This window comes from Billgrantia endophytica (assembly GCF_002879615.1).
GTDB lineage: Bacteria > Pseudomonadota > Gammaproteobacteria > Pseudomonadales > Halomonadaceae > Halomonas > Halomonas endophytica.
Window position 1 is genome coordinate 22563 of sequence record NZ_PNRF01000009.1, and the last position, 22174, is coordinate 44736.

22 protein-coding genes are annotated in these 22174 nt (G+C 63.0%); 9 read left to right on the forward strand and 13 right to left on the reverse strand.

Annotation, left to right across the window (positions count from 1 at the left end):
* The first annotated feature begins 58 nt into the window (after window positions 1-58).
* Window positions 59-1105, forward strand: coding sequence for a nitrogen regulation protein NR(II) (gene glnL, locus C1H69_RS03665; RefSeq protein WP_102652060.1), 1047 nt, complete (start codon window positions 59-61; stop codon window positions 1103-1105).
* Window positions 1098-2507: a nitrogen regulation protein NR(I) gene (glnG, locus tag C1H69_RS03670; RefSeq protein WP_102652061.1), complete on the forward strand. Its 1410-nt coding sequence runs from the start codon at window positions 1098-1100 to the stop codon at window positions 2505-2507. Before glnL ends, glnG begins: the two co-directional genes overlap by 8 nt.
* A gap of 99 nt (window positions 2508-2606) precedes the next feature.
* Here glnG and C1H69_RS03675 read toward each other — a convergent pair whose 3' ends face one another.
* Window positions 2607-2786, reverse strand: coding sequence for a hypothetical protein (locus C1H69_RS03675; protein WP_102652086.1), 180 nt, complete (start codon window positions 2784-2786; stop codon window positions 2607-2609).
* Window positions 2787-2966: 180 nt separating this feature from the next.
* Here C1H69_RS03675 and C1H69_RS03680 point away from each other — a divergent pair, with 180 nt between their 5' ends.
* Entirely contained in the window at window positions 2967-4301 is a 1335-nt protein-coding gene (locus C1H69_RS03680; RefSeq protein WP_102652087.1) for a deoxyguanosinetriphosphate triphosphohydrolase, read from the forward strand.
* Between the two features lie 4 nt (window positions 4302-4305).
* Entirely contained in the window at window positions 4306-5085 is a 780-nt protein-coding gene (locus C1H69_RS03685; protein ID WP_102652062.1) for a ribonuclease T2 family protein, read from the forward strand.
* Window positions 5086-5126: 41 nt separating this feature from the next.
* On the opposite strand, the gene C1H69_RS03690 is transcribed toward C1H69_RS03685, so the two are convergent.
* Entirely contained in the window at window positions 5127-6041 is a 915-nt protein-coding gene (locus C1H69_RS03690) for a nuclease-related domain-containing protein (protein WP_102652063.1), read from the reverse strand.
* Window positions 6042-6222: 181 nt separating this feature from the next.
* Between C1H69_RS03690 and C1H69_RS03695 the strand changes: the two genes are divergently transcribed.
* The gene (locus tag C1H69_RS03695) at window positions 6223-7092 is read left to right on the forward strand and encodes an NAD-dependent protein deacetylase (RefSeq protein ID WP_102652064.1); all 870 of its coding nucleotides are present in this window, start codon (window positions 6223-6225) and stop codon (window positions 7090-7092) included.
* Here C1H69_RS03695 and C1H69_RS03700 read toward each other — a convergent pair.
* The 3 genes from C1H69_RS03700 to C1H69_RS03710 form a co-directional block, all read right to left on the reverse strand.
* Window positions 7049-7435 (reverse strand): YbaY family lipoprotein, encoded by a 387-nt coding sequence (locus tag C1H69_RS03700; RefSeq protein WP_165789410.1) that lies wholly within the window; start codon window positions 7433-7435, stop codon window positions 7049-7051. The two genes, C1H69_RS03695 and C1H69_RS03700, sit on opposite strands and share 44 nt — an antisense overlap.
* Window positions 7436-7487: 52 nt before the next feature.
* Entirely contained in the window at window positions 7488-7862 is a 375-nt protein-coding gene (locus tag C1H69_RS03705; RefSeq protein WP_102652066.1) for a translation initiation factor Sui1, read from the reverse strand.
* A 175-nt stretch (window positions 7863-8037) separates the two neighbouring features.
* A complete protein-coding gene (locus C1H69_RS03710; protein WP_102652067.1) occupies window positions 8038-8736 on the reverse strand; it encodes an HAD family hydrolase in 699 nt (232 codons plus the stop codon).
* A gap of 475 nt (window positions 8737-9211) precedes the next feature.
* On the opposite strand from C1H69_RS03710, the gene C1H69_RS03715 reads away from it, so the two are divergent.
* Entirely contained in the window at window positions 9212-9481 is a 270-nt protein-coding gene (locus tag C1H69_RS03715; protein ID WP_102652088.1) for a hypothetical protein, read from the forward strand.
* A 475-nt stretch (window positions 9482-9956) separates the two neighbouring features.
* On the forward strand, window positions 9957-10229 hold the full coding sequence (locus C1H69_RS03720; RefSeq protein WP_102652089.1) for a hypothetical protein: 273 nt from the start codon (window positions 9957-9959) through the stop codon (window positions 10227-10229).
* Window positions 10230-10480: 251 nt separating this feature from the next.
* Here C1H69_RS03720 and C1H69_RS03725 read toward each other — a convergent pair whose 3' ends face one another.
* From C1H69_RS03725 to C1H69_RS03755, 7 genes are all read right to left on the reverse strand, one after another.
* Window positions 10481-11869 (reverse strand): SLC13 family permease, encoded by a 1389-nt coding sequence (locus C1H69_RS03725; RefSeq protein WP_102652068.1) that lies wholly within the window; start codon window positions 11867-11869, stop codon window positions 10481-10483.
* 168 nt (window positions 11870-12037) lie between these two features.
* Window positions 12038-12391: a hypothetical protein gene (locus tag C1H69_RS03730; RefSeq protein WP_102652069.1), complete on the reverse strand. Its 354-nt coding sequence runs from the start codon at window positions 12389-12391 to the stop codon at window positions 12038-12040.
* Between the two features lie 208 nt (window positions 12392-12599).
* Complete coding sequence (gene fba / locus C1H69_RS03735; protein WP_102652070.1) at window positions 12600-13664, reverse strand: class II fructose-bisphosphate aldolase; 1065 nt, start codon at window positions 13662-13664, stop codon at window positions 12600-12602.
* A gap of 87 nt (window positions 13665-13751) precedes the next feature.
* A complete protein-coding gene (locus tag C1H69_RS03740) occupies window positions 13752-14915 on the reverse strand; it encodes a phosphoglycerate kinase (RefSeq protein WP_102652071.1) in 1164 nt (387 codons plus the stop codon).
* 37 nt (window positions 14916-14952) lie between these two features.
* On the reverse strand, window positions 14953-15978 hold the full coding sequence (locus C1H69_RS03745; RefSeq protein WP_102652072.1) for a type I glyceraldehyde-3-phosphate dehydrogenase: 1026 nt from the start codon (window positions 15976-15978) through the stop codon (window positions 14953-14955).
* Window positions 15979-16039: 61 nt separating this feature from the next.
* Complete coding sequence (locus C1H69_RS03750; protein ID WP_240609799.1) at window positions 16040-16762, reverse strand: LrgB family protein; 723 nt, start codon at window positions 16760-16762, stop codon at window positions 16040-16042.
* On the reverse strand, window positions 16755-17111 hold the full coding sequence (locus tag C1H69_RS03755) for a CidA/LrgA family protein (protein ID WP_102652073.1): 357 nt from the start codon (window positions 17109-17111) through the stop codon (window positions 16755-16757). The genes C1H69_RS03750 and C1H69_RS03755 overlap by 8 nt, the downstream gene beginning before the upstream one ends.
* A 318-nt stretch (window positions 17112-17429) precedes the next feature.
* Between C1H69_RS03755 and C1H69_RS03760 the strand changes: the two genes are divergently transcribed.
* A complete protein-coding gene (locus C1H69_RS03760; RefSeq protein WP_102652074.1) occupies window positions 17430-18482 on the forward strand; it encodes a class I fructose-bisphosphate aldolase in 1053 nt (350 codons plus the stop codon).
* A 79-nt stretch (window positions 18483-18561) separates the two neighbouring features.
* Here the strand turns inward: C1H69_RS03760 and tkt are convergent, their stop codons facing one another.
* The gene (gene tkt / locus C1H69_RS03765; RefSeq protein ID WP_102652075.1) at window positions 18562-20565 is read right to left on the reverse strand and encodes a transketolase; all 2004 of its coding nucleotides are present in this window, start codon (window positions 20563-20565) and stop codon (window positions 18562-18564) included.
* 312 nt (window positions 20566-20877) lie between these two features.
* On the opposite strand from tkt, the gene metK reads away from it, so the two are divergent.
* Window positions 20878-22098, forward strand: a complete 1221-nt coding sequence (gene metK, locus C1H69_RS03770) for a methionine adenosyltransferase (RefSeq protein WP_102652091.1) — start codon at window positions 20878-20880, stop codon at window positions 22096-22098.
* Window positions 22099-22174 lie beyond the last annotated feature (76 nt).

Genomic DNA, 22174 nt, shown 5'->3' on the forward strand with positions numbered 1-22174 from the left:
GTGCTGTGCTGCGTCGGCTGGCGCGTTGCGGGTGCACGCTTTCACCAAGGAAAGCCCAATGTACCGACGTTTGATGGAACATCTCACCACTGCGGTGCTGCTGCTGGATGGCAGGCTGCGTCTGAGCTGGATGAACCCGGCGGCTGAGGCGTTGCTGGCTGTCAGTCTGGGGCGGGTGAAGGGACTGAGGCTTTCGGCTTTGGTCACCGAGGGCGACGGCATGAACGAGGTCCTGACCAAGTCACGTGACGATGGTCACCCCTTTACGCAGCGTGAGGTCCGGTTGGCGCTGGTGACCGGGGCCACCGTGACCATCGACTATACGGTGACGCCGCTTTCCGCCAACGAGTTGCTGGTAGAGATGGAGCCCCGCGATCGCCTTCTGCGGATCTCTCGTGAAGAAGCCCTGCTGAACCGACAGGAGGCGATCAAGGTGTTGTCCCGGGGGCTGGCTCATGAGGTAAAGAACCCGCTGGGGGGAATTCGTGGTGCCGCCCAACTGCTGGAGCGCGATCTCAACGACCCCAGCCTGGTGGAGTTCACCACGATCATCATCGAGGAGGTGGACCGCCTGCGTGACTTGGTGGACTGCATGCTGGGGCCGAATCAACTGGTGCGTCACGAACCGTTGAACATCCACAAGGTGCTGGAGCGAGTGCGGGCTCTGCTGCTTGCCGAGACACCGGGCGTGCATGTCGAACGCGACTACGATCCCAGTCTGCCCGACTTTCCCGGTGACGAGGCGCAGATGATCCAGGCGGTGCTCAACGTGGCACGCAATGCGATGGAGGCCATGGTCGAGGCCGGGACCCCGGAGCCGTGCCTGCTGCTGAGGACCCGTGCGCGTCGCCAGTTCACGCTGGGTGCGGAGAGACATCGCCTGGTCTGTGAAGTGGCCATGATCGACAACGGGCCCGGCGTCCCCGAGGGCCTGCAGGAAACCCTATTCTACCCCATGGTATCGGGCCGAGCCGATGGCAGCGGACTGGGACTATCCATTGCCCAAGGCATTCTGCATCAACATCAGGGCTTGATCGAAGGCGAATCACGCCCCGGCCATACCGAATTCCGACTGCTTATTCCGCTGGAGAGGCGCCATGACTGATGTCGCACGTGTCACGATCGTTGACGATGATCGTGCCATTCGCTGGGTACTGGAGCGCGCCCTGGCTCAGCCCGACCTCGACGTCGAAAGTATCGAGCGGGGCGACCTGGCACTGAGCCGGTTGCTGGACGATCCACCCGACGTGCTGGTTACCGACATTCGCATGCCAGGTATCGATGGCCTGGACCTGATGTCGCGGGTGCGGGAAGTTCACCCCGACCTTCCGGTAATCGTCATGACGGCCCACTCCGACCTGGAGAGTGCCGTGGCCTCGTACCAGGGGGGCGCCTTCGAGTATCTGCCCAAGCCATTCGACGTGGACGAGGCGCTGGCGCTGGTCCGGCGTGCCGTTGCCCACGCCCGGGAGCGCAAGCGGCCGGTCAGCGTGCCCGAGGGTCTGGATGCCGAAATCATCGGCGAGGCACCGGCCATGCAGGAGGTCTTTCGTGCCATCGGCCGCCTGTCGCATTCCCATATCACGGTACTGATCAACGGCGAGTCGGGTACCGGCAAGGAGCGGGTGGCCCGCGCGCTGCATCAGCACAGCCCGCGGGTCGGCAAGTCCTTCATTGCGTTGAACATGGCGGCGATACCCCGCGACTTGATCGAGTCCGAGCTGTTCGGCCACGAGAAAGGGGCCTTTACCGGAGCCGCTGCCCAGCGGCAGGGTCGCTTCGAGCAGGCCGATGGCGGTACGCTGTTTCTCGATGAAATCGGCGATATGCCGGCCGAGACCCAGACCCGCCTGTTGCGCGTGCTGGCCGACGGCGAATTCTACCGGGTCGGTGGACACACCCCGGTCAAGGTGGATGTGCGCATCATCGCCGCCACTCACCAGAATCTCGAGACCCTGGTGGAGGATGGCCGCTTCCGCGAGGACCTGTTTCATCGTCTCAACGTGATCCGGGTGCACCTGCCGAAGCTGTCGGAGCGTCGTGAGGACATACCTCGGCTGGCGAGGCACTTCCTGGCCGAGGCGGCCAAGGAGCTTTCTACCGATATCAAGGTATTGACCGCCGACGCCGAGGCGCATATCACTCGCCTGCCCTGGCCGGGCAACGTGCGTCAGCTGGAAAACACGTGCCGCTGGTTGACGGTAATGGCTTCCGGTCGAGAAGTTCTGGTCGAGGATCTGCCGCCGGAGCTACGCGAACCAGAGGCCGTGGACAGTGCCAACGGAGACTGGCGTGCGGCGTTCCGCAATTGGGCCGACCGTGCCCTTGCCGCCGGCCATACCCACCTCCTGGAAGAGGCGGTGCCGGACTTCGAGAAGATCCTGATCGAGACGGCGCTGAAGCATACCGGCGGGCGCAAGGGCGAGGCGGCCGAGCTGCTGGGCTGGGGGCGCAACACGTTGACCCGCAAGCTCAAGGTATTGTTGCCGGCACTGGCGGAGGATTGACCCACTTGCGACACGGATCATCGGCTTCTTGGAACCCTCCATGACAAGCAACAGGCCGAACCTTCGGGTTCGGCCTGTTGCGGTGGGCCCGCCAAGGGTTCAGCCGCCTCCGATACCTTCAATGACGTAGCCGGTGCCGCCGCAGTCGGGGCATTCTTCCCCTTCTATTCGGCCGCTGCCTTGGCAGGCACGGCAGACATTCTGCCCGGTCCCGGGAGTGCCTGGAGGGGCCTGGTCTCCCGGTTGTTCGGGACGTGTCGTATCCGGTTTCTTGGTCATCGTCGTCTCGCTCCTGGTTAGGGGTTTGGCGAATTCCGTCTCTTTTCCTTCAAGGTAGGCGAGCCCCAGCTGGTCCAACAAGCGGTACGGGTATTGGAACGGCTTGACTTGTCTGCGCATGACGTGGCAATCCCTCGTATGCTGATGCCAGAATAGCCTTCTTCAGGAGAGAGAATGCCCATGACCCAGATGACCTGGAAACGGCTACTGGACCCCTCACGACTCTATGGTGGACGGGCCGGACGCGACGAGATCGGGCGTAGTCCCTTCCACAAGGATCATGACCGGATCGTCTTTTCCGGCTCCTTCCGCCGTCTGGGCCGCAAGACCCAGGTCCATCCGCTCACCGATAACGACCATATCCATACGCGCTTGACCCACTCGCTGGAGGTCGGCTGTGTGGGACGTTCGCTTGGCATGATCGTGGGAGAACTGCTGCGCGAACGACTGCCGGACTGGATCACCCCGGCGGATCTTGGGGTGATCGTGCAGGCCGCCTGTCTGGGGCATGACATCGGCAACCCACCTTTCGGTCATGCCGGCGAGTACGCCATCCGGGACTGGTTCAAGCGTGCCGAGGCGGATGGCAGCGGGCTCCTGAAGGGTTTGAGCGAGCGGGAGCGGGCCGATCTCCTGACCTACGAGGGCAACGCCCAGGGGTTTCGGGTGGTGACCCAGATCGAATACAACCAGTTCCGCGGCGGCATGCGTCTGACCACCGCCACGCTGGGTACCCTGTTGAAGTATCCCTGGACCGTGGAGCATGGCGGCAGCGCCGGCAAGTTCGGTTGCTACCAGTCGGAAACGCCGCTGCTGGCCGAGGTGGCGGACCGCCTGGGCCTGCTGCCACGTGGAGAAGGGCGCTGGTGCCGTCACCCGCTGGCCTGGCTGGTCGAGGCCGCCGACGATATCTGCTATGCGCTGCTGGACCTGGAGGACGGGCTGGAGATGGGCATCCTGCGCTTCGACGAGGTGGCGGATGTGCTGCTGCAGATAGCCGGGGATGCGCCGCCGGACTACGCCGGCATGGAACGTGACGGTGTTTCCCAGAGGAGACGTATCGCGGCGCTGCGGGGAGCTGCCATGGAGCGAGCCGTCAACGACGTGGGCGCGGTCTTCGTCGAGCATGAAACGGCCTTGCTCAACGGCACCCTGACCAGCGACCTGCTTGAACTGTGCCACCCCGATCTGGGCTGGGGGGTGGCGGCGGCGAAGCAGTTGGCCCGTGAACGTATCTTCCAGAACGAACGCAAGGCCAAGCTCGAGATCGGTGCCTACACCACATTGGGAATCCTGCTGGAAGCCTTCATTGGTGCTGCCCATGAGCTGCATTACACGGGAGAGTCGAGCTTCAAGCACCAACGGGTGCTGGCACTGGTGGGGGAAAACACCCCGCGCCCCTCCTGGTCGCTCTACGACAGTTACCGGCGCATGCTCGATTTCATCGGGGGCATGACCGACCACTACGCGGTGGATCTGGCGCAGGAAATGGGTGGCCGGCTGAGGAGAGACTGAGCAAATGCGGCGCGGCTGGAGGCAAGTCTGGCTGATTGGGCTGGCGGGGTTGCTGCTCTCAACCGCGGGGCTGGCTGACGAGCCGCTGACACGCCTCGAACAGGATGGCTTCGATCACTACACCCTGGCCCTGACCTGGCATGCCGGCTTCTGCTCCACCCGTTCCGATCCGCCACGGGAATGCCGTGACGCCTCGCTGCGTGAAGGAGTGTCGCAAGGTTTCGTGCTGCACGGCCTGTGGCCCTCGCTGCCGGAGCGATTCGCCAGGCAGGGCATCGATCGCCAGCGCTGGTGGCAGGAGGGCTGCTTTCTCGAGCAGCCGAGGGCCGATGGCAGCTTCTGCCGGGCGCATCCTCCCTTCGACCTGGAAGAGGAACTGGCCGTGACATTGAACAGGGCCATGCCGGGGAGGGCCAGCTGTCTGGATCGCTACCAGTTCGCCAAGCATGCCGCCTGTCTGGACCTGCCCGAGCAGGCCTACTTCGCCATGTCGGTACGCCTTGTCGACAGGGTGAATGACAGCGCCTTTGGCGCGTTCGTGGCGCTCAATCAAGGTGGGGAGGTGGGGCGCAATGACCTGATCGGTGCCTTTGAGGCCGCCTTTGGCGAGGGAGCCGGCCGTGCCCTGCGGTTGGAGTGTCGCGGAAGAGGAAACCGTACCCTGACGGAAGTGCGCATCGGAATTGCCGCCGACCGCTTGCAGGATTTCCCTCATGGCGAGAGTTTCGTGCGCCAGGAGCGGGGGCGATGCGCCACCCGGGTCACCATTGCCACCTTCGATTGAAGGAGAGAGTTCGGCATCGTTGGCCCATGTGCTACATGCGGCTAGACCGACGGTTCATTCAAGGGGGTGTTTTTCTCCAGCTCGGCCGCGCGTTCGATCAAGGCGGCGATCACCTTGTCGTGCAACTCGTCGTCGAGATGGCCGGGCTTTATTTCGCTGAGCAGTTGGGCCAGGCCCTCGCCGCTTACCACCATCAGCCCGTCGGGTGTGCCGGCGCAGGTGATGTCCCAGCCGGGCAGGGCGAGTACGCCACGGACCGGAACCGCCGTATCGCATCGGTTTTCCAACCATTCGGCCAGCCAGCGGGTGGCTCGAAGGGTCTTCACGAGCGGCCGGTGTTCACTCCAGCCCGGAAAGCGCAGGCGCTGTGGTTCTACGGTTACCACGTTGATTTCCCGGCCATCTGCCGTAAAGGGACGGGTACGGGCACGGGTCTCCACCACGAAGACGGCAAAGGGCGTCACGGCCACGTGGTCGATGGTATCGGTATCCGTCGGTACGTCGTGGAAGACATAGTAGGGGTGTGCTTCCGGGTGGATCAGGCGCTCCAGCTCCTGGCCCACGGCCAGCTCGCAGGCCAGGCCCAGCTTGATGCGGCGGATGTGCTGGAAATCCCGGATCAGCAGGAAGCAGTAGATGAGTACCAGCACGGTGCTGAGCGCACCGTAGAGCGCCCATTCCAGCCAGTTCTGACGGCTGGCGAAGAGCATGCGTCCCATACCGTAGACCAGCGGCGCCAAGGTGACGATGGGCCCCAGGGCTCCGTTCAGGAAGAGGTTGGCAAAGGCTCGGTCGAGCCTGTCGCGCAGGGCCTGCCCCGGCTCGCGCAGGGGACGAGCATTGAAGGGAGAGCGTACCCGTGCGTCGTGAAGGTTACGCAGGGCAATCACGATTACCGCCATCGCCCCGAGTGGGAACAGGAAGATGAGAGGAAGCAGGAATTCCAGCCAGGCCATCGGGGGTCCGTCCTTGCCTGTTTAGGGGCACGTAAGCATTACATTCTAGACAACCTGACCCTGTCAGGGCCATGTTCAATGACAGTTGTTTGCAGTGGTTCGACGAACCGGCCGAGACCAGACGCCCAATTTTTCGCTGCGAGGCCATCGAGGCCGGCTGTCAGCAGACCCGGGAGAGACAATGAGCGACCCTCGACACCCGCAGGAGACGATGGATTTCAACAGGCTGATGGACTTCATGTCGCGCTACCCGCGCCTGTCGGTGCTGACCGGGGCCGGCGTCAGCACCGACAGCGGCATTCCCGACTATCGGGATGCCCATGGCGCCTGGAAATGTTCGCCTCCGATGCAGCATCAACAGTTCATGACCAGCCATGCGGCGCGACAGCGCTACTGGGCCCGTGCCCTGGTCGGCTACCGCACGCTGCACCAGGCGCGTCCGGGGCCTGCTCATGATGCGCTGGCACGCCTGGAGGCCCAGGGACGAATCGCTGGCATCATCACCCAGAACGTTGACGGCCTGCACCAGAGGGCCGGCTCACGCCGGGTCATCGACCTGCACGGCCGCGCGGAGCAGGTGCGCTGCATGCAGTGTGGTGCCCTACGCATGCGACATGACCTTCACGCCGAGCTGACCGAGTGCAACCCGCAATGGCTGACCGTGCAAGGTGGTGCCCGACCCGATGGTGATGCCGATCTGGAAATGGATTTTTCAGACTTCCAGATACCTGACTGCTTGCGTTGCGGCCAGGGTATCTGGAAACCCGATGTGGTGTTCTTCGGTGACCGCGTCCCCAGCGAGCGGGTGGCGCGCGCCAGGACGCTCGTCGAGGAGTCCGATGCGTTGCTGGTCGTGGGTTCGTCGCTGATGGTCTATTCGGGGTATCGCTTCGCACGGCAGGCAGCCGAGTCCGGCAAGCCCATCGCCTGCCTGAACCTGGGACATACCCGAGCCGATGCGCTCTATACCCTCAAGCTGGAGCTGCCGGTCGGCGATGTCCTGGCCCTTATGGCGGAGAGGTTCCTGGACGTGGAGAAAGCGGCAGGGTAATGGATTCATCCGATGCATCAGCCCTCAGCAAGACCGGCTCCTCGGTGACATGGGTCAGGCGGCCCTGTTGACGTAGTTCGGCGCTGAGCTGAGGCGCTCGAGCCTCTTCCAGACTTCGGCTGTCGTACCGCAGTACCACCGGCCAAGGGCCGCTGCTCAACTGGCCAAGGGAGGTCTCCGCCAAGGTGCCGCTGGCGTCGTGCAGGCGCACACTGAGCTCCGCATCGGCGCTGGGCTCCAGCTCGGCCGGGGGTGTCACGCTGGTGCGTAGCTCGGTGAATTGAGGGGTACCGGCACAGCCGGCCAGAACCAGCATGGCAAGCAGCGTCAGCATGAGGCGCATGGCAGTCGTCGTACGATTTACAGCGGCATCTATCGGCATACCGTCTCCCTGTTCAGCCACCGGCCAGTTTGACGCCGTAGCCGCGGCTTTGCAGCTCGGCCATGAGTGTCTCGCGATGATCGCCCTGAATCTCGATGATACCGTCTTTTACCGCCCCGCCGGTACCACAGCGTTTCTTGAGATCCTTGGCCAGGCTCTTGAGTTCCGCCTCCGGTAGCGGGACGCCCGAAACCGTAGTGACTCCCTTTCCCTTGCGGCCGCTGGTTTCCCGACGGATGCGTACAATGCCATCGAGCGCCTCGATACGCGCCTGCTCAACCTGAGCCGCACAGCTGCACTCCGCCAGCGGGTATCGACAGCCGGGGCAGATATCGCCGTGCTCGGTGGAATAGACCAGGCCACGCAACTGGTTCTGCAGTGAGGCCATGACAGGCTCCTTTCCGAGTGCCAATGGGTGGCCCCTGATGATAACGCTCGTCGTGCCGCGTTGCATGCCTGTCGTATGCAACATGCTGGACCGAGAGGGTGCCAACGGGCCGGGAGCCTCGGAAGCGGGCAATGGTGCCGGCAGAGAGCCTTGCGAACAGCCGTTATAGAGACGATCAGCGGCTGTGTACGGCCTGCTTGCTGTCCATGATACGTTCATGGGTCAAGTGGCCGATAACCGTGGGTAACTGGTACATGCTGGTGATCATGATGGCCCCCTCCGGTGTTTCCTCCACATCGGGGAAGCGATTGAGGTGGATGACAGTCATGCCCGCATCCAGCGCGGCCTTCACACCGACCAACGCATCATCGATGGCGACGCAGTCTTCGGCATCGAAGCCCATCAGGTTGGCGGCGTGAAGGTAAAGGCGGGGGTCGGGCTTCCAGCAGTTGGCGGTATAGCCACTGAACAGGTGCTTGCCGAAGCGGTCAGCCAGCCCGATTGCCTTCAGGGAAGTGAGAATCTTGTTCTCGGGCCCGTTGGAAACGACGCCGCAAGGATAGTCGACCAGCGCTTGGAGAGCTTCGGCAGCACCGGAAATGGGAACCAGTTCGGTTTCCAGTCGGCGGTTGAGGTTGCTGCGCATTTCGGTTTCTGTTTCGGCCAGGCGCAGAGGGTCCACGCTACCGTAGCGGTTTTCCAGGACCGTCACGATATTGCGGAAGCGGCTGCCCCGGAATTCACCGATATAGTCGCTGGCCTGGAAGGGCAAGCCCAGCCTGGTCAGGCTGATGGCCATTTCGGCGGCGAGCAGTGGCTCGCTGTCGACCAGGGTGCCATCACAGTCAAAAAGTAGGCAGAGGGGCTGCATCATTGCCGATCATCCCTCGCAAGTCAGAGGATTGTCGAAAACAACCATATTGAAGCTAGCGGCATGCTCACGGGAAGTTGGGTTGGCATGCCTTTGCGAACGCTGTTTCCAAACAGTATTGCGCGTTCTGCCAATTCCTTCAAGTAAACCGGTGACATTATGTAGCCGGGCGGCCTGGAGGCATCGCTTCTGGCAAGGGTATGGCAGAGTTACATCGTCTCATGTGTCAGTTCGGATCACCCGATCAAGGGCCCTGAGTCGATCGGGACGCGATTCTGTTTTTTCTCAATCACATGTTTTTAAAGTGATTTTATTGATGTTGGCCCGCCTTGGCCTGGTCTCTGCACCTCTCTGGGGGAGCAAGACATGCTAATCGAGACCTCGGAGCCCCAGGGCAACGGACCCTCACCAGCATGACGAGCGAAGCCTCAGGCTTCACAAGGAAACTTCAAGCTCAGACTCCATTGGAGGTATGACCATGATGTCCAAGGAATTTCTCAAGAAACTCGGTATCGTCGGCATTTCACTTGGCCTGACCGCCAGCCCGCTGGCCTTTGCCGATTTTCATGATGAAGAGGAGCAAGAGCCGATTCCGCAGGAAACCGTTCCTGAAGGCGAAGCCGGTGGCGATTTTGACGGTGGCGCTGACACCGAATATGAAAACGAAGAGGAAGAGTGGGACGAAGATACTTGGGAAGAAGAGAACGAAGAGGAAGAGTGGGAAGAGGAAGACGACCAGGATTGGTAATTCCTTACCCCTGACCCAAGGAGGGTGATCGTTCACAGGGAAGGTGACGGCCTCTTCCTGAGTTGATACAGACTGGATCAGCTCGCTCACCGCCCCCGGCATGCCGGGGGCGGTTTATTTTTTATGGCATGCTTTTCTTTCCCACCGTCTCTTCTCCAGCGCTGGGTTGAGCCGGGCGCAACGCATCAGGCCAGCCGTGTCAGGAGACTACATCAGGCCCATGTGCCAGATATCGCCACTGCTTCCGGTACTTACGAGGGCTTGATGAGCGCGGCTTTGTGCCAATATACTATTGATAATAAACGGAAAATTTTAAACTGACCTAAGTTGGCCCGCACCATGCACCACTCAGTGTGAGCAAGACATTCGGATGTAGCGCTCGAGCAAATCGGCAAGAGCCTGACCGGAATGACGAGAAGCCAAAGGCTTCACCAAGGAAGACACTTCAAGCTCAGACTCCATTGGAGGTGTGATCATGATGTCCAAGGAATTTCTCAAGAAGCTCGGTATCGTCGGTATTTCACTTGGCCTGACCGCCAGCCCGTTGGCCTTTGCCGACTTCCACGAGGAAGAGCAGGAACCGGATCCGGCGCCAATGGAAGATGCTGGTCCGGATGGCAACACCGAGCCGGGTGTCGACTACGACACCACGGAAGAAGAGAACGAGGAAGAAGAGTTCGACTACGAAGAAGAAAATGAAGAAGAGGAGTGGGAGACTCCTGACGAGGATGACGAAGACGCCTGGTAAGGCTGATTCCTTGCTGAGCTGCCATGGAGTGGCGGCCCGAGGCCAGCCCGACGCCTCGACCCTCGACTTGGAATGGAAGAGGACGCGGATGGCGACCAGGGTTGGTAATGCCTGACGCAGTCCAGGGAAGGACGGTCACTGCCAAGGATGGGCGGTGACGCCATCCCAAGTTGGTTTGAAATCGCCAACGACCTCGCCCGCCCCCGATGTTTCGGGGGCGGTTTTTTATTTCTCTGCTGCTATGGCGACAGTTACAGCCAGCCTAGCCATTGCCACCAGAGATAATCGAGCGGCCAGAGCATGATGACACTCAGTACTGCCGTGATCAGGCATAGCCTGGCCGTCTCTCGAAGCGAAATGCGTGCCGCCAGGATACCGACGATCAGCGGCGGCGCCTGGTAAGGTAATAGCACCGTGGAGAAGCCTACCACTTGAGTCATGTAGACCGCTTCTGGGGTCCAGCCGGTCATATTGGCAAGGCCCGGCGCCATCGGGGTGAGGATGGCCGGGATTCCCGGCAGCGTAACCAGGGTTCCCAATACCATGGCGAGCCCCGATAGCATGCCAAATGCCGCTGCATCCGATGCATCGCCAAGCGGCAACACCGCTAGCAACCCACCTGCGACCAGCTCGCCCAGCCCGCTTTGATAGGCCAGGGCGCCGAGACTGACGATTCCCGCCACATAGATAAAGGAGTCGAGGCTGATCGACTGCAAGGGCTTGTGGCCCAGGAGCTGGCTGCCGGGGAAAAGGCAAATCAGCGCCACGAGCATGCCGATCCAGGCGGGGGAAATACCGTGCCAGGCATCGGTCATCCAAAGTACTACCGCAAACGACAACAGCACCGCCAGCCAGCGTTCGGGGCCTGTGAGATGCGATAACGTGGCTGGCTCGTTGGTCTCGTCTGGCGCGTGGTCGGGATAGAGCCATAGCATCACGACGATCAGCAGGCCCGTCTTGAGGAGCCCCAGTACGGGAAAATGCAGCAGCAGATAATCGCTGTAGGTAGGCGGTGTACCCAGTACCGCTTCCGCTGCCCCCATCAGAACGTTATTGGGCACATTGGCTGGCAGGATGGCATAGGTGGGCAGGAACGTGCCCATCATGCCGCCAAGAATCAATCCGGTGTGTCCTCGTTCACCCGGGGTATAGCCCAGGTGATCGGCCAGGGTGGTGAGAATTGGCACCATCAGCAGAATACGTCCCATGCCGGAGGGCATGAAGAATGCCATCGCCAGTCCCAGCAGGATCACCCCGATCAGCGCCTTGCGGTATGAGCCGGCAAGCCATGGCCCGATGCCTCGTGCCAGGCTGCTACCAAGCCCGGTGTACTGGATCGCAGCCCCGATCACCAGCCCCGCGAATACCAGCCAGGTGGCTGCTGAACCGAAGCCGGCAAACACCGTCTCCGCCGGGGCCACGCCTCCCACGGTACAGAGCGTGAAAAACACCAGGGCCGTCAACCATTGAGGCAGCCAACCCGTGGCCCAGAGGCCGATACATAATCCAATCACCACTCCCGCTCGAATGAGCAAGGGGGCTTCTGGCCCACCCAGCAAAAACAGCGTGGTCGCCACGATGGCGACGAGCGATATCCAATGGCGAGGCGTGGGCAGCGTTCTGGCGGCGCTGGCAGGCATGGCGGCTCCGGGCTGGTCGGGACAGCCGCAGAGTTTAGCAGGCGAATGACCTACTTGGGATGGGGTATACCAAAAGGGTGGCCGGACCAGGCCACCCTTTGCATCAGGGCTGCATCGTCATTAGCTCATCATGCGTACTGCGAGCCGAGCCCCCGTCCGGCGTTGCTCTCAGCCCCTGGAAAGGCGGCGGGAGTTGGCACTGCTGCGACGATGATAAGGGGTCATGGTCCGACGTCCGGTGACCCACCAGGGGGTTACCTGGCCGAACGCCATGCCGAGCATGGCCTTCTGGATCTCGAAGGCGGTTTCCAGGCTGGCCTCGAGTTTCTCGCTTACCATGCGCTGATTCTCCTTGATCATCCGGGCACTGGTCGGGGCCTGGGTATGCCAGAGACTGTTGCGCATGACGATGGTGGAAAGCGAAGTTGACCATAGCTCGAACGCCATCACACCTAGCTTCCAGACATCCATCATCGCAGCGGGCGTTTGGGGCATGATGATAAAAGGAGCAGAGTTCTTCATGGCGAACCTCCTTGTCGGGGTGACGGAATGCGGTCTGTGCCGCGTCACGAGACAGTGTGAGGCCATCTCATGCTGCAGCGCAACAACTTGTGTTGCCGTGAGGACGAATGAAGCCTGCCCGTACCCAGTACGGGGGCTCTGTAACGCTCATCGATCAATGGCCGGAAGGCATCCTTGTCGGCCGCATGCAGTCGAGGGCAACCATCCATCACTTCACCTTGGGATCCAGCTCGCCGCGCTCGTAGCGCAGGAACATCTCCTCGAGGTTGATCGGCTTGATCCGGCTGGCGTTGCCGGCGGTGCCGAAGGCCTCGTAGCGAGCAATGCAGACATCGCGCATGGCCGTGACGGTCTCCTTGAGGAACTTGCGCGGATCGAACTCGGAGGGATTCTGGGCCAGGAAGCGGCGCACTGCGCCGGTGGATGCCAGGCGCAGGTCGGTGTCGATGTTGACCTTGCGCACGCCGTACTTGATGCCCTCGACGATTTCCTCCACGGGCACGCCGTAGGTTTCGGGAATCTCGCCGCCGAACTCATTGATGATCGCCAGCCACTCCTGGGGCACCGAGGAAGAGCCGTGCATCACCAGGTGCGTGTCGGGAATGCGGGCGTGGATCTCCTTGATGCGCTGGATGGAAAGGGTGTCGCCGGTAGGTGGCTTGGTGAACTTGTAGGCGCCGTGGCTGGTGCCGATGGCGATGGCCAGGGCGTCCACGTGGGTTGCCTTGACGAATTCAGCGGCCTCTTCCGGGTCGGTGAGCAGTTGCTCCATGTCCAGCTTGCCTTCGGCGCCGATGCCATCTTCTTCACCGGCCATGCCGGTTTCCAGGCTGCCCAGACAGCCCAGCTCGCCCTCCACCGAGACGCCGCAGGCGTGAGCCATCTCAACGGTGCGACGGGTAACGTCGACGTTGTAGTCGTAGTCCATCGGGGTCTTGCCGTCTTCCCCCAGCGAGCCATCCATCATCACCGAGGAGAACCCGAGCTGGATGGAGCGCTGGCACACCGCGGGGCTGGTGCCGTGATCCTGGTGCATGACCACCGGAATGTGCGGGAATTCTTCCACCGCGGCCAGGATCAGGTGGCGCAGGAAGGGAGCGCCGGCGTACTTGCGCGCACCAGCGGAAGCCTGAACGATGACCGGGGAATCGGTGGCATCGGCGGCTTCCATGATGGCACGCATCTGCTCGAGGTTGTTGACGTTATAGGCCGGGACGCCATAGCCGTACTCGGCGGCGTGGTCCAGCATTTGGCGCATGCTGATCAGTGCCATGTATTCACCTGTTCTCTATCCAATCCAACTAAGCAATGACGGCGCGGCCGGAGCGGCCACGCCGATGAGGGACGCCGGTTCGGCATGTCAGCGTGCGGCGTCTTCCAGGGCCTTCACCGCCGGCAGGGTCTTGCCCTCCACGTACTCGAGAAAGGCGCCGCCACCGGTGGAGATATAAGAGACGCGTTCGGCAATGCCGTATTTGTCGATGGCCGCGAGCGTGTCGCCTCCACCGGCAATGGAGAAGCCTTGGCTGTCGGCGATGGCGCGCGCGATCACCTCGGTACCGCGACCGAATTGGTCGATCTCGAACACGCCGACCGGGCCGTTCCACAGGATGGTGCCGGCATCCTTGAGCATACCCGCCAGATGAGCGGCGGTCTCGGGGCCGATGTCGAGGATCATCTCGTCATCCTCCACCTGGTCGACCGGCTTGACCACGGCCTCCGCCGAGTCGGAAAACTCGGTGGCGACGACCACGTCGGTGGGCGTGGGAATGTCCACCTTGGCCATCAATGCCTTGGCCTGGCCGACGAGATCGGCTTCATGAAGTGACTTGCCGACGTTATGGCCGGCTGCGGCGATGAAGGTATTGGCGATGCCGCCACCGACGATCAACTGGTCGCACTTCTCGGAAAGGGCATTGAGCACATCGAGCTTGGTGGAAACCTTGGAGCCGCCGACGATCGCCACCATGGGGCGCCTCGGCGTGGCCAGGGCCTGCTCCAGGGCGTCGAGTTCGGCGGCCAGCAGCGGGCCGGCGCAGGCCGTCGGGGCGAAGCGTGCCACGCCATGGGTGGAGGCCTGGGCGCGGTGGGCGGTACCAAAGGCGTCCATCACGAAGACATCGCACAGCTCGGCGTATTGCTTGGACAGGGTCTCGTCGTCCTTCTTCTCGCCGACATTGAAGCGTACGTTCTCGAGCAGTACGACTTCGCCGTCGGCCAGGTCCAGCGATGCTTCCAGGTAATCCCGGATCAGCGTTACCGGGCGGCCGAGAAGCCCACCCAGGTGTTCGGCGACCGGGGCCAGCGAGAACTCGTTGGCGGGCTCGCCTTCGGTGGGGCGGCCCAGGTGGCTCATCAGCATCACCTTGGCGCCGGTCTTGGCGGCGGCCTGGATGGTGGGCAGGCAGGCCCGCAGGCGGGCGTCGCTGCTCACCCTGCCGTGCTTGACGGGTACGTTCAGGTCCTCGCGGATCAGCACGCGCTGTCCACTCAGGTCGAGGTCGGTCATCTTGAGCACGTTCATCGGAGCGTCTTCCTCATCTGGAGAACCGAAGCAGGTCTCATGGGGTGGCCGGGGCCAAGGCGGCCAGGCGTTCGCTCACGTCGAGCATACGATTGGCGAAGCCCCATTCGTTGTCGAACCAGCACAGCAGCTTGATCAGACGACCACCCGCCACCCGGGTCTGAGTGGCGTCCACGATACCCGAGCGCGGATCGTGGTTGAAGTCGCTGGAGGCCATGGGCTCCTCGGTGTAGCCGAGCAGACCGGTCAATCGTTCCTGGCAGGCGTGGCGCAACAGGGCGTTGACCTGGGCCGCCGACGTATCGCGCCTGACGCAGATCGACAGGTCCATGACCGAGACGTTGATGGTCGGCACCCGCATGTGCAGGCACTCGAAGCGGCCTGCCAGGTGGGGCATCAAGCGGTTGATGCCGCGTGCCAGGCTGGTGTCCACCGGGACGATGGAGTGCATTGCCGAGCGGGTCAGCCGCAGGTCGGTCTGGTGATAGGCGTCGATCACCGGCTGGTCGTTCATCGCCGAGTGCACGGTGGTGGTGACGCCGTGCTCGATGCCCAGGGCTTCGTCGAGCACGGTGAGCACCGGGATCAGGCAGTTGGTGGTGCAGGAGGCCGCCGAGACGATACGGTGGCGCGGTGCCAGGGTATCGTCATTGATACCGCAGACGATGGTGGCGTCCACGTCGCTCTCCGCTGGCTGGGAGAACAACAGGCGGCTGGCGCCGGCTTCGAGGTGTCGCTCGGCGGTCGCACGATCCTTGAAGCTGCCGGAGCATTCGAGAACCAGATCGATGTCCAGCGCCCGCCAGGGCAGGCGTGTTGGATCGGCTTCCGAGAGAATCCGTATCGGCCGGCCATTGACCACGAGCCGCCCGCTTTCCGCCGTCACGCTGCCGGGGAAGCGGCCATGCGTGGTGTCGTAGCGGGTCAGGTAGGCGATGGTGTCCAGGTCGGACAGCTCATTGATCGCCACGACTTCCAGCTCGGGCGCATTGCGTTCCTCCAGGGCACGCAGCACGCACTGGCCGATACGGCCGTAACCATTGATGGCGATGCGATGGGCCATGGGGCTGCCTGAAACTCCTGAAGCGTGAAACACAAGCACGCGATTCTAGCGCATTTGTGGCTTAGAGGCCCACCAGTCGCCAGGCGAGCGGCAGAAACAGCGCGCTGAAGATGCCGGTCAGGCTCATGCCCAGCGACGCGAAGGCACCGGCGGTAGCGCCGTGTTCGAAGGCGCGTACCGTGCCGATCACGTGGCCGTTGACTCCCAGGACGAAGCCCAGTATGCGCTCATCGCGGATTCCCAACTGGCGAGACAACAACCCGACGAAGGCGGTGGCCATGACACCGGTGATCAGCAAGCCCCCCATCATCAGCGGGATCACACCGCCGAGCTGTTCGGTAATGCCGATGGCAATCGGCGCGGTCACCGATTTGGGGGCCAGCGAGGCGAGCACGTCCGGTGAGGCACCAAGCAGCCAGGCGAGGCCGACCGAATAGAGCGAGGCCAGCATGGCCGCCGGGGGGAGGGTGTACAGGATCGGTCGCCACAGCTCCCTGATGCGTGGCAACTGCTGGTAGAGCGGTACGCCCAGGGCCACCGTGGCAGGGCCTAGCAGCAGCATCAGCCACCCGGCGCCAGCGCGGTAGTCGTCATAGTCGATGCCGGTGATTGCCAGGGTCGCGGCCAGCATCATGGCGGCGATCAGGACCGCCGGGCACCAGCCTGGCCTGCCGAGCCGGACGAAAAGGCGGCTCCCGGTCAGGAAGGCGGCTAGCGTCAGGCCGATGGCCAGCATCGGCGTGCTGAGCAATTCCGCTCGCAGCCCGGCCAGGCCGTCACTCACCGGGATCGGCCTTCGGCATGAAGCGCTGCATCAACCACAGCGTGGTGGCGACACTGAGCAGGGTGCCGAGCACCAGGGCCACGCCGATGATGAGCCATTGACCGGCAAACTCGTCGGTGACGAAGAACACCCCCACCACGCCGGGCATGATCAGCATTGCCAGTACGGCAATCAGCGGTTGGCTGGCGGCCTGGATATCCTCACCGACCCGGCCTCTCAGCATCAGCCACAGGGTCATGGTAAGCATTCCCACCACGCCCGGTGAGACCGGCAGCGGCAGCAGCCATACCAGCGCTTCACCCAACAGCAGAAAGCCCACCAGCCAGAGAAAACCACGCACGGATGACATATCGAACCTTGGTAACAGACAGCGGGATCGAAGGGCTTGCTTGCCCAGAGCAGTAGCGTTTGCGTTCGTATCGATGATGCGTTGCGAGTCTAGGCCTTTGCGGCAGCCCTGTCAGCCGATGACGTGGAGGCCTGCCTTTGGGCCGGGGTCCCGACGCCAGGAAGAGCGGTGCCCTGCGCCCCGATTGAAGCGGCTCGGGCGGAGATTCGAATACCGTACCCGGGGCGCTTGCCCCGGGTTTGCAAGCGAGACACTCGCTCGGTACGGTTTCCACTACGCTAGGGGAATTGATACCGAGAAACCAAGGAGAGGAGAGACATGACCGATATTCCCCAATTATTGGGTGACGCCGCCGACTACCTGCTGGATCACCGCTGTCGTGGATTTCCCCGCGAGCAGCTCCACCTGCCCGGCCCCGACTTCATCGATCGCGTGGTGACCGACAGCGATCGCAGCCCCGCCGTGTTGCGCAATCTGCAGGCACTATTCAACCATGGCCGTCTGGCGGGCACCGGATACCTGAGCCTGCTGCCGGTAGACCAGGGCATCGAGCACTCCGCCGGCGCCTCATTCGCGCCCAATCCGCGCTACTTCGATCCGGCCAACATTGTCGAGCTGGCCATTGAAGGCGGCTGCAACGGGGTCGCCTCGACGCTTGGCGTTCTGTCATCGGTGGCGCGGCGCTATGCCCACCGCATTCCGATGATCCTCAAGCTCAACCATAACGAGACTCTGACCTACCCGGCGATCTACGACCAGACACTGTTCGCCGAGGTGGAGCAGGCCCATGACATGGGGTGTGCCGCGGTTGGGGCGACCATCTATTTCGGTTCACCGGAAAGCCGCCGGCAGATCATGGAGATAAGCGAGGCCTTCGAGCGGGCCCATCAACTGGGCATGGTCACGGTGCTATGGGCCTATCTGCGCAACCCGGCCTTCAAGCACGATGGCAGCGACTACCACGTGGCAGCCGACCTCACCGGGCAGGCGAATCACCTGGCCTCGACGATCAAGGCGGATATCGTCAAGCAGAAGCTTCCGGAAACCAATGGTGGCTACAGCGATGTCGGCTTTGGCCATACTCACGCCAAGGTGTACGAAGAGCTGACCTCCGATCACCCCATCGACCTGGCCCGCTATCAGGTGGCGTGCTGCTACATGGGACGCGCTGGCTTGATCAACTCCGGCGGCGGTTCCAAGGGCCACTCGGATCTCGGCGAGGCGGTGCGCACCGCGGTGATCAACAAGCGTGCCGGAGGCATGGGCCTGATATCAGGCCGCAAGGCCTTCCAGAAGCCGGTCTCCGAAGGGGTGGAGCTGCTGCGGGCCATCCAGGATGTCTATCTGGACGACAAGGTGACGGTGGCTTAGACGGCGGCGGATGGCCAGGCAAGGCGAAGGGCACGGCCATTGCCGTGCCCTTCGCTTTTTGGCTGAACCCGAGAGTCGGCTACGCGTACTCTCGGCCCAGCAGTTCACCGGCCAGCTTGACCACGTTGTCGACGGTGAAGCCGAAGTGCTTGAACAGGTCCTCCGCGGGGGCGGATTCGCCGTAGGTGCGCATGCCGATCACCCGGCCGTCCAGGCCGACGTACTTGTACCAGTAGTCGGCGTGGCCGGCTTCGATGGCGATGCGCTTGGTCACGCCCTTCGGCAGTACGCTGTCGCGATACTCCGCATCCTGGCCGTCGAAGCGGTAGGCCGAAGGCATGGAGACCACGCGAATCGCATGCCCTTGGCTTTCCAGCTCGGCCGCGGCGCCCATGGCCAGGCCGACCTCGGAGCCGGTGGCGATCAGGATCAGCTCCGGTGTGTCGTCGCAATCCTTGAGGATGTAGGCCCCTCGCTGGATGCTGGCCAGCTGCTGCTTGGTGCGCTCCTGGTGTGGCAGGTTCTGGCGCGACAGGACCAGCGCGGTGGGGCCGGAGTTGCGTTTGATCGCGGCGTCCCAGGCGGCCGCTGTCTCCACCGCATCGCAGGGGCGCCAGGTGCACAGGTTGGGCGTGGTGCGCAGGTTGGTCAGCTGCTCGATGGGCTGGTGGGTGGGGCCGTCCTCGCCCAGGCCGATGGAGTCATGGGTGAAGACGTAGATGGCGCGCTTGCCCATCAGCGCCGCCATGCGCACGGAGTTGCGCATGTACTCCATGAAGATCAGGAAGGTGGCACCGTAGGGAATGAAGCCGCCGTGCAGCACGATGCCGTTCATGATCGCGCCCATGCCGAACTCGCGAACGCCGTAGTGCAGGTAGTTGCCGCCGGGGTTCTCCTTGGAGATCGCCTTGGCCCCGCTCCAGAAGGTCAGATTGGAGGGGGCTAGGTCGGCGCTGCCGCCAAGCAGCTCGGGCAACTGCGGGCCCAGCTCGTTGAGGCAAGCCAGGGATGCCTTGCGTGAGGCGATGCTTTCGCCCTGCTGCTGAGCCTTCTCGACCATCGCTTCGCTGGTGATCTCCGCGGGAAGCTTGCACTGAACGCGGCGCTGGAATTCCCGCGCCAGCTCAGGATGAGCCTCGCGATAACGATCGAACCGGGTCTGCCAGTCGTCCTGTGCGGACTGACCCCTCGTGCGAGCATCCCAGCCCTGGTAGATGGGTTCGGGCACGTGGAAGGGCGCGTGGGGCCAGCCGAGTTGCTTGCGGGCTGCGGCAACCTCGTCATCACCCAGCGGCGAGCCATGACTCTCTTCCTTGCCCTGCTTGTTGGGAGCCCCGAAGCCGATGATGGTCTTGCAGATGATCAGACTAGGACGATCCTCGTCGCTGCGGGCCAGCTCGATGGCGGCCTTCACTTCCTCGGGGCTGTGGCCATCGACGTTGGGCACCACATGCCAGCCGTAGGACTCGAAGCGCTTGGCGGTATCGTCGGTGAACCAGCCTTCCACCTCCCCATCGATGGAGATGCCGTTGGCGTCGTAGAAGGCGATCAGCTTGCCCAACCCCTGGGTGCCGGCCAGCGAGCTGACTTCGTGGGAAATCCCCTCCATCATGCAGCCGTCACCCAGGAAGCAGTAGGTGTAGTGGTCGACGATGGTGTGTCCCGGCTGGTTGAACTGCGCCGCCAGCGTCTTCTCGGCAATGGCCATGCCCACGGCATTGGCCAGGCCTTGGCCCAGTGGACCGGTGGTGGTCTCGATACCGGGTGCGTAGCCGAATTCCGGGTGACCGGCGGTCTTGGAGTGCAGCTGACGGAAGAGTTGGAGCTGCTCGAGATCGAGCTCGTAACCGGTTAGATGAAGTAGCGAATAGAGCAGCATCGAGCCGTGGCCGTTGGAGAGCACGAAGCGGTCGCGGTCGGGCCATTTCGGGTCGTTGGGGTTATGCTTCAGGTAGTCGTTCCACAGCACTTCGGCGATGTCAGCCATGCCCATGGGAGCGCCTGGATGGCCGGACTTGGCCTTCTGGACGGCATCCATGGACAGGGCGCGAATGGCATTGGCCAGTTCGAAACGGGACGGCATTGGGTTAGCTCCTCGCCTGCGGCAGAATGGGGCAAGTCCACGCGGCGCCCAAGGGCCTGCCGGGTGTGCTTCCTGACTGGGCGCCGCAGGTAGAGCGCGGCGCGGTGGAATTCGGCCGCCTATTGTCGCCGACTTGCCCCCGGTCATCAAATGACGGGTGTCTCCAAAGGTACCAGCGTGTAAACTCGTGCCCCCGAAAACGGTTGATTGCATTTTCCCGCCGTATCGGTTCCACCTGTACCGACAGGGGCTGTTATCCTGGCTTCAACTGCGCTGCAGCGCTTTGCCGTTACACAGATGGTCGAGGATGCCATGAGCGAATACTCCCTATTTACTTCCGAGTCCGTGTCCGAGGGGCATCCGGACAAGATAGCCGACCAGATTTCCGATGCCGTGCTGGACGCGATCATCGCCCGTGACAAGCATGCCCGTGTGGCCTGCGAAACACTGGTCAAGACCGGCGTGGCCATTGTCGCCGGCGAAATCACCACCTCCGCCTGGGTCGATCTCGAGGCGCTGGTACGGGATGTGATTACCGGAATCGGCTATACCTCCTCCGAAGTGGGGTTCGACGGCGAAACCTGCGGCGTGCTGAACCTGATCGGCAAGCAGAGCGTGGACATCGCCCAGGGCGTCGATCGCAGCAAGCCGGAGGACCAGGGGGCTGGCGACCAGGGGCTGATGTTCGGCTATGCCACCAACGAGACCGATTCCTTCATGCCGGCGCCGATCCATTATGCCCATCGGCTGGTGGAGCGTCAGGCCGAGCTGCGCAAGCACGGCCTGCTGCCCTGGCTGCGCCCGGACGCCAAGAGCCAGGTCACTTTCCGCTACGACGTGAGCGGAAAGCCCTGCGGCGTCGAGGCGGTGGTTCTGTCGACCCAGCACGACCCGGAGATCGACCCGGAAGAGCTGCGCAAGATGGTCAAGCACGAGATCATCGAACAGGTCATCCCCGAGGAGTGGCTCACCGATGCCACTCAGTACCACATCAACCCGACCGGCAAGTTCGTCATCGGTGGGCCGGTGGGGGACTGCGGCCTCACCGGGCGCAAGATCATCGTCGACACCTACGGCGGCATGGCGCGGCATGGTGGGGGGGCCTTCTCCGGCAAGGATCCCTCCAAGGTCGACCGCAGCGCCGCCTATGCGGGTCGTTACGTGGCGAAGAACATCGTCGCCGCGGGGCTCGCCGACAAGTGCGAGATCCAGGTCTCCTATGCCATCGGCGTGGCCCAGCCCACGTCGGTGGCGATCAACACGTTCGGTACCGGCAAGGTCGACGAGGCGCACATCATCGAGCTGGTGCGCGAGCACTTCGACCTGCGCCCCTTCGCCATCACCCGCATGCTCGACCTGCTTCACCCCATGTACCAGCTCACGGCGGCCTATGGGCACTTTGGTCGCGAGCCCTTCGAGACCTCCTACACCTGGAAGGACGACAGGGGGCAGGAGCAGACCGAGACGTTCACGGCCTTTCCCTGGGAAAGGGTCGACCGCGCCCAGGCGCTGCGCCAGGCCGCCGGCCTGTAATACGACCCAGGCAGGACGCACTGCCCGCAGCCTACGACGCCCGGCCCTGTGCCGGGCGTCGTCCGTCACGGTCATG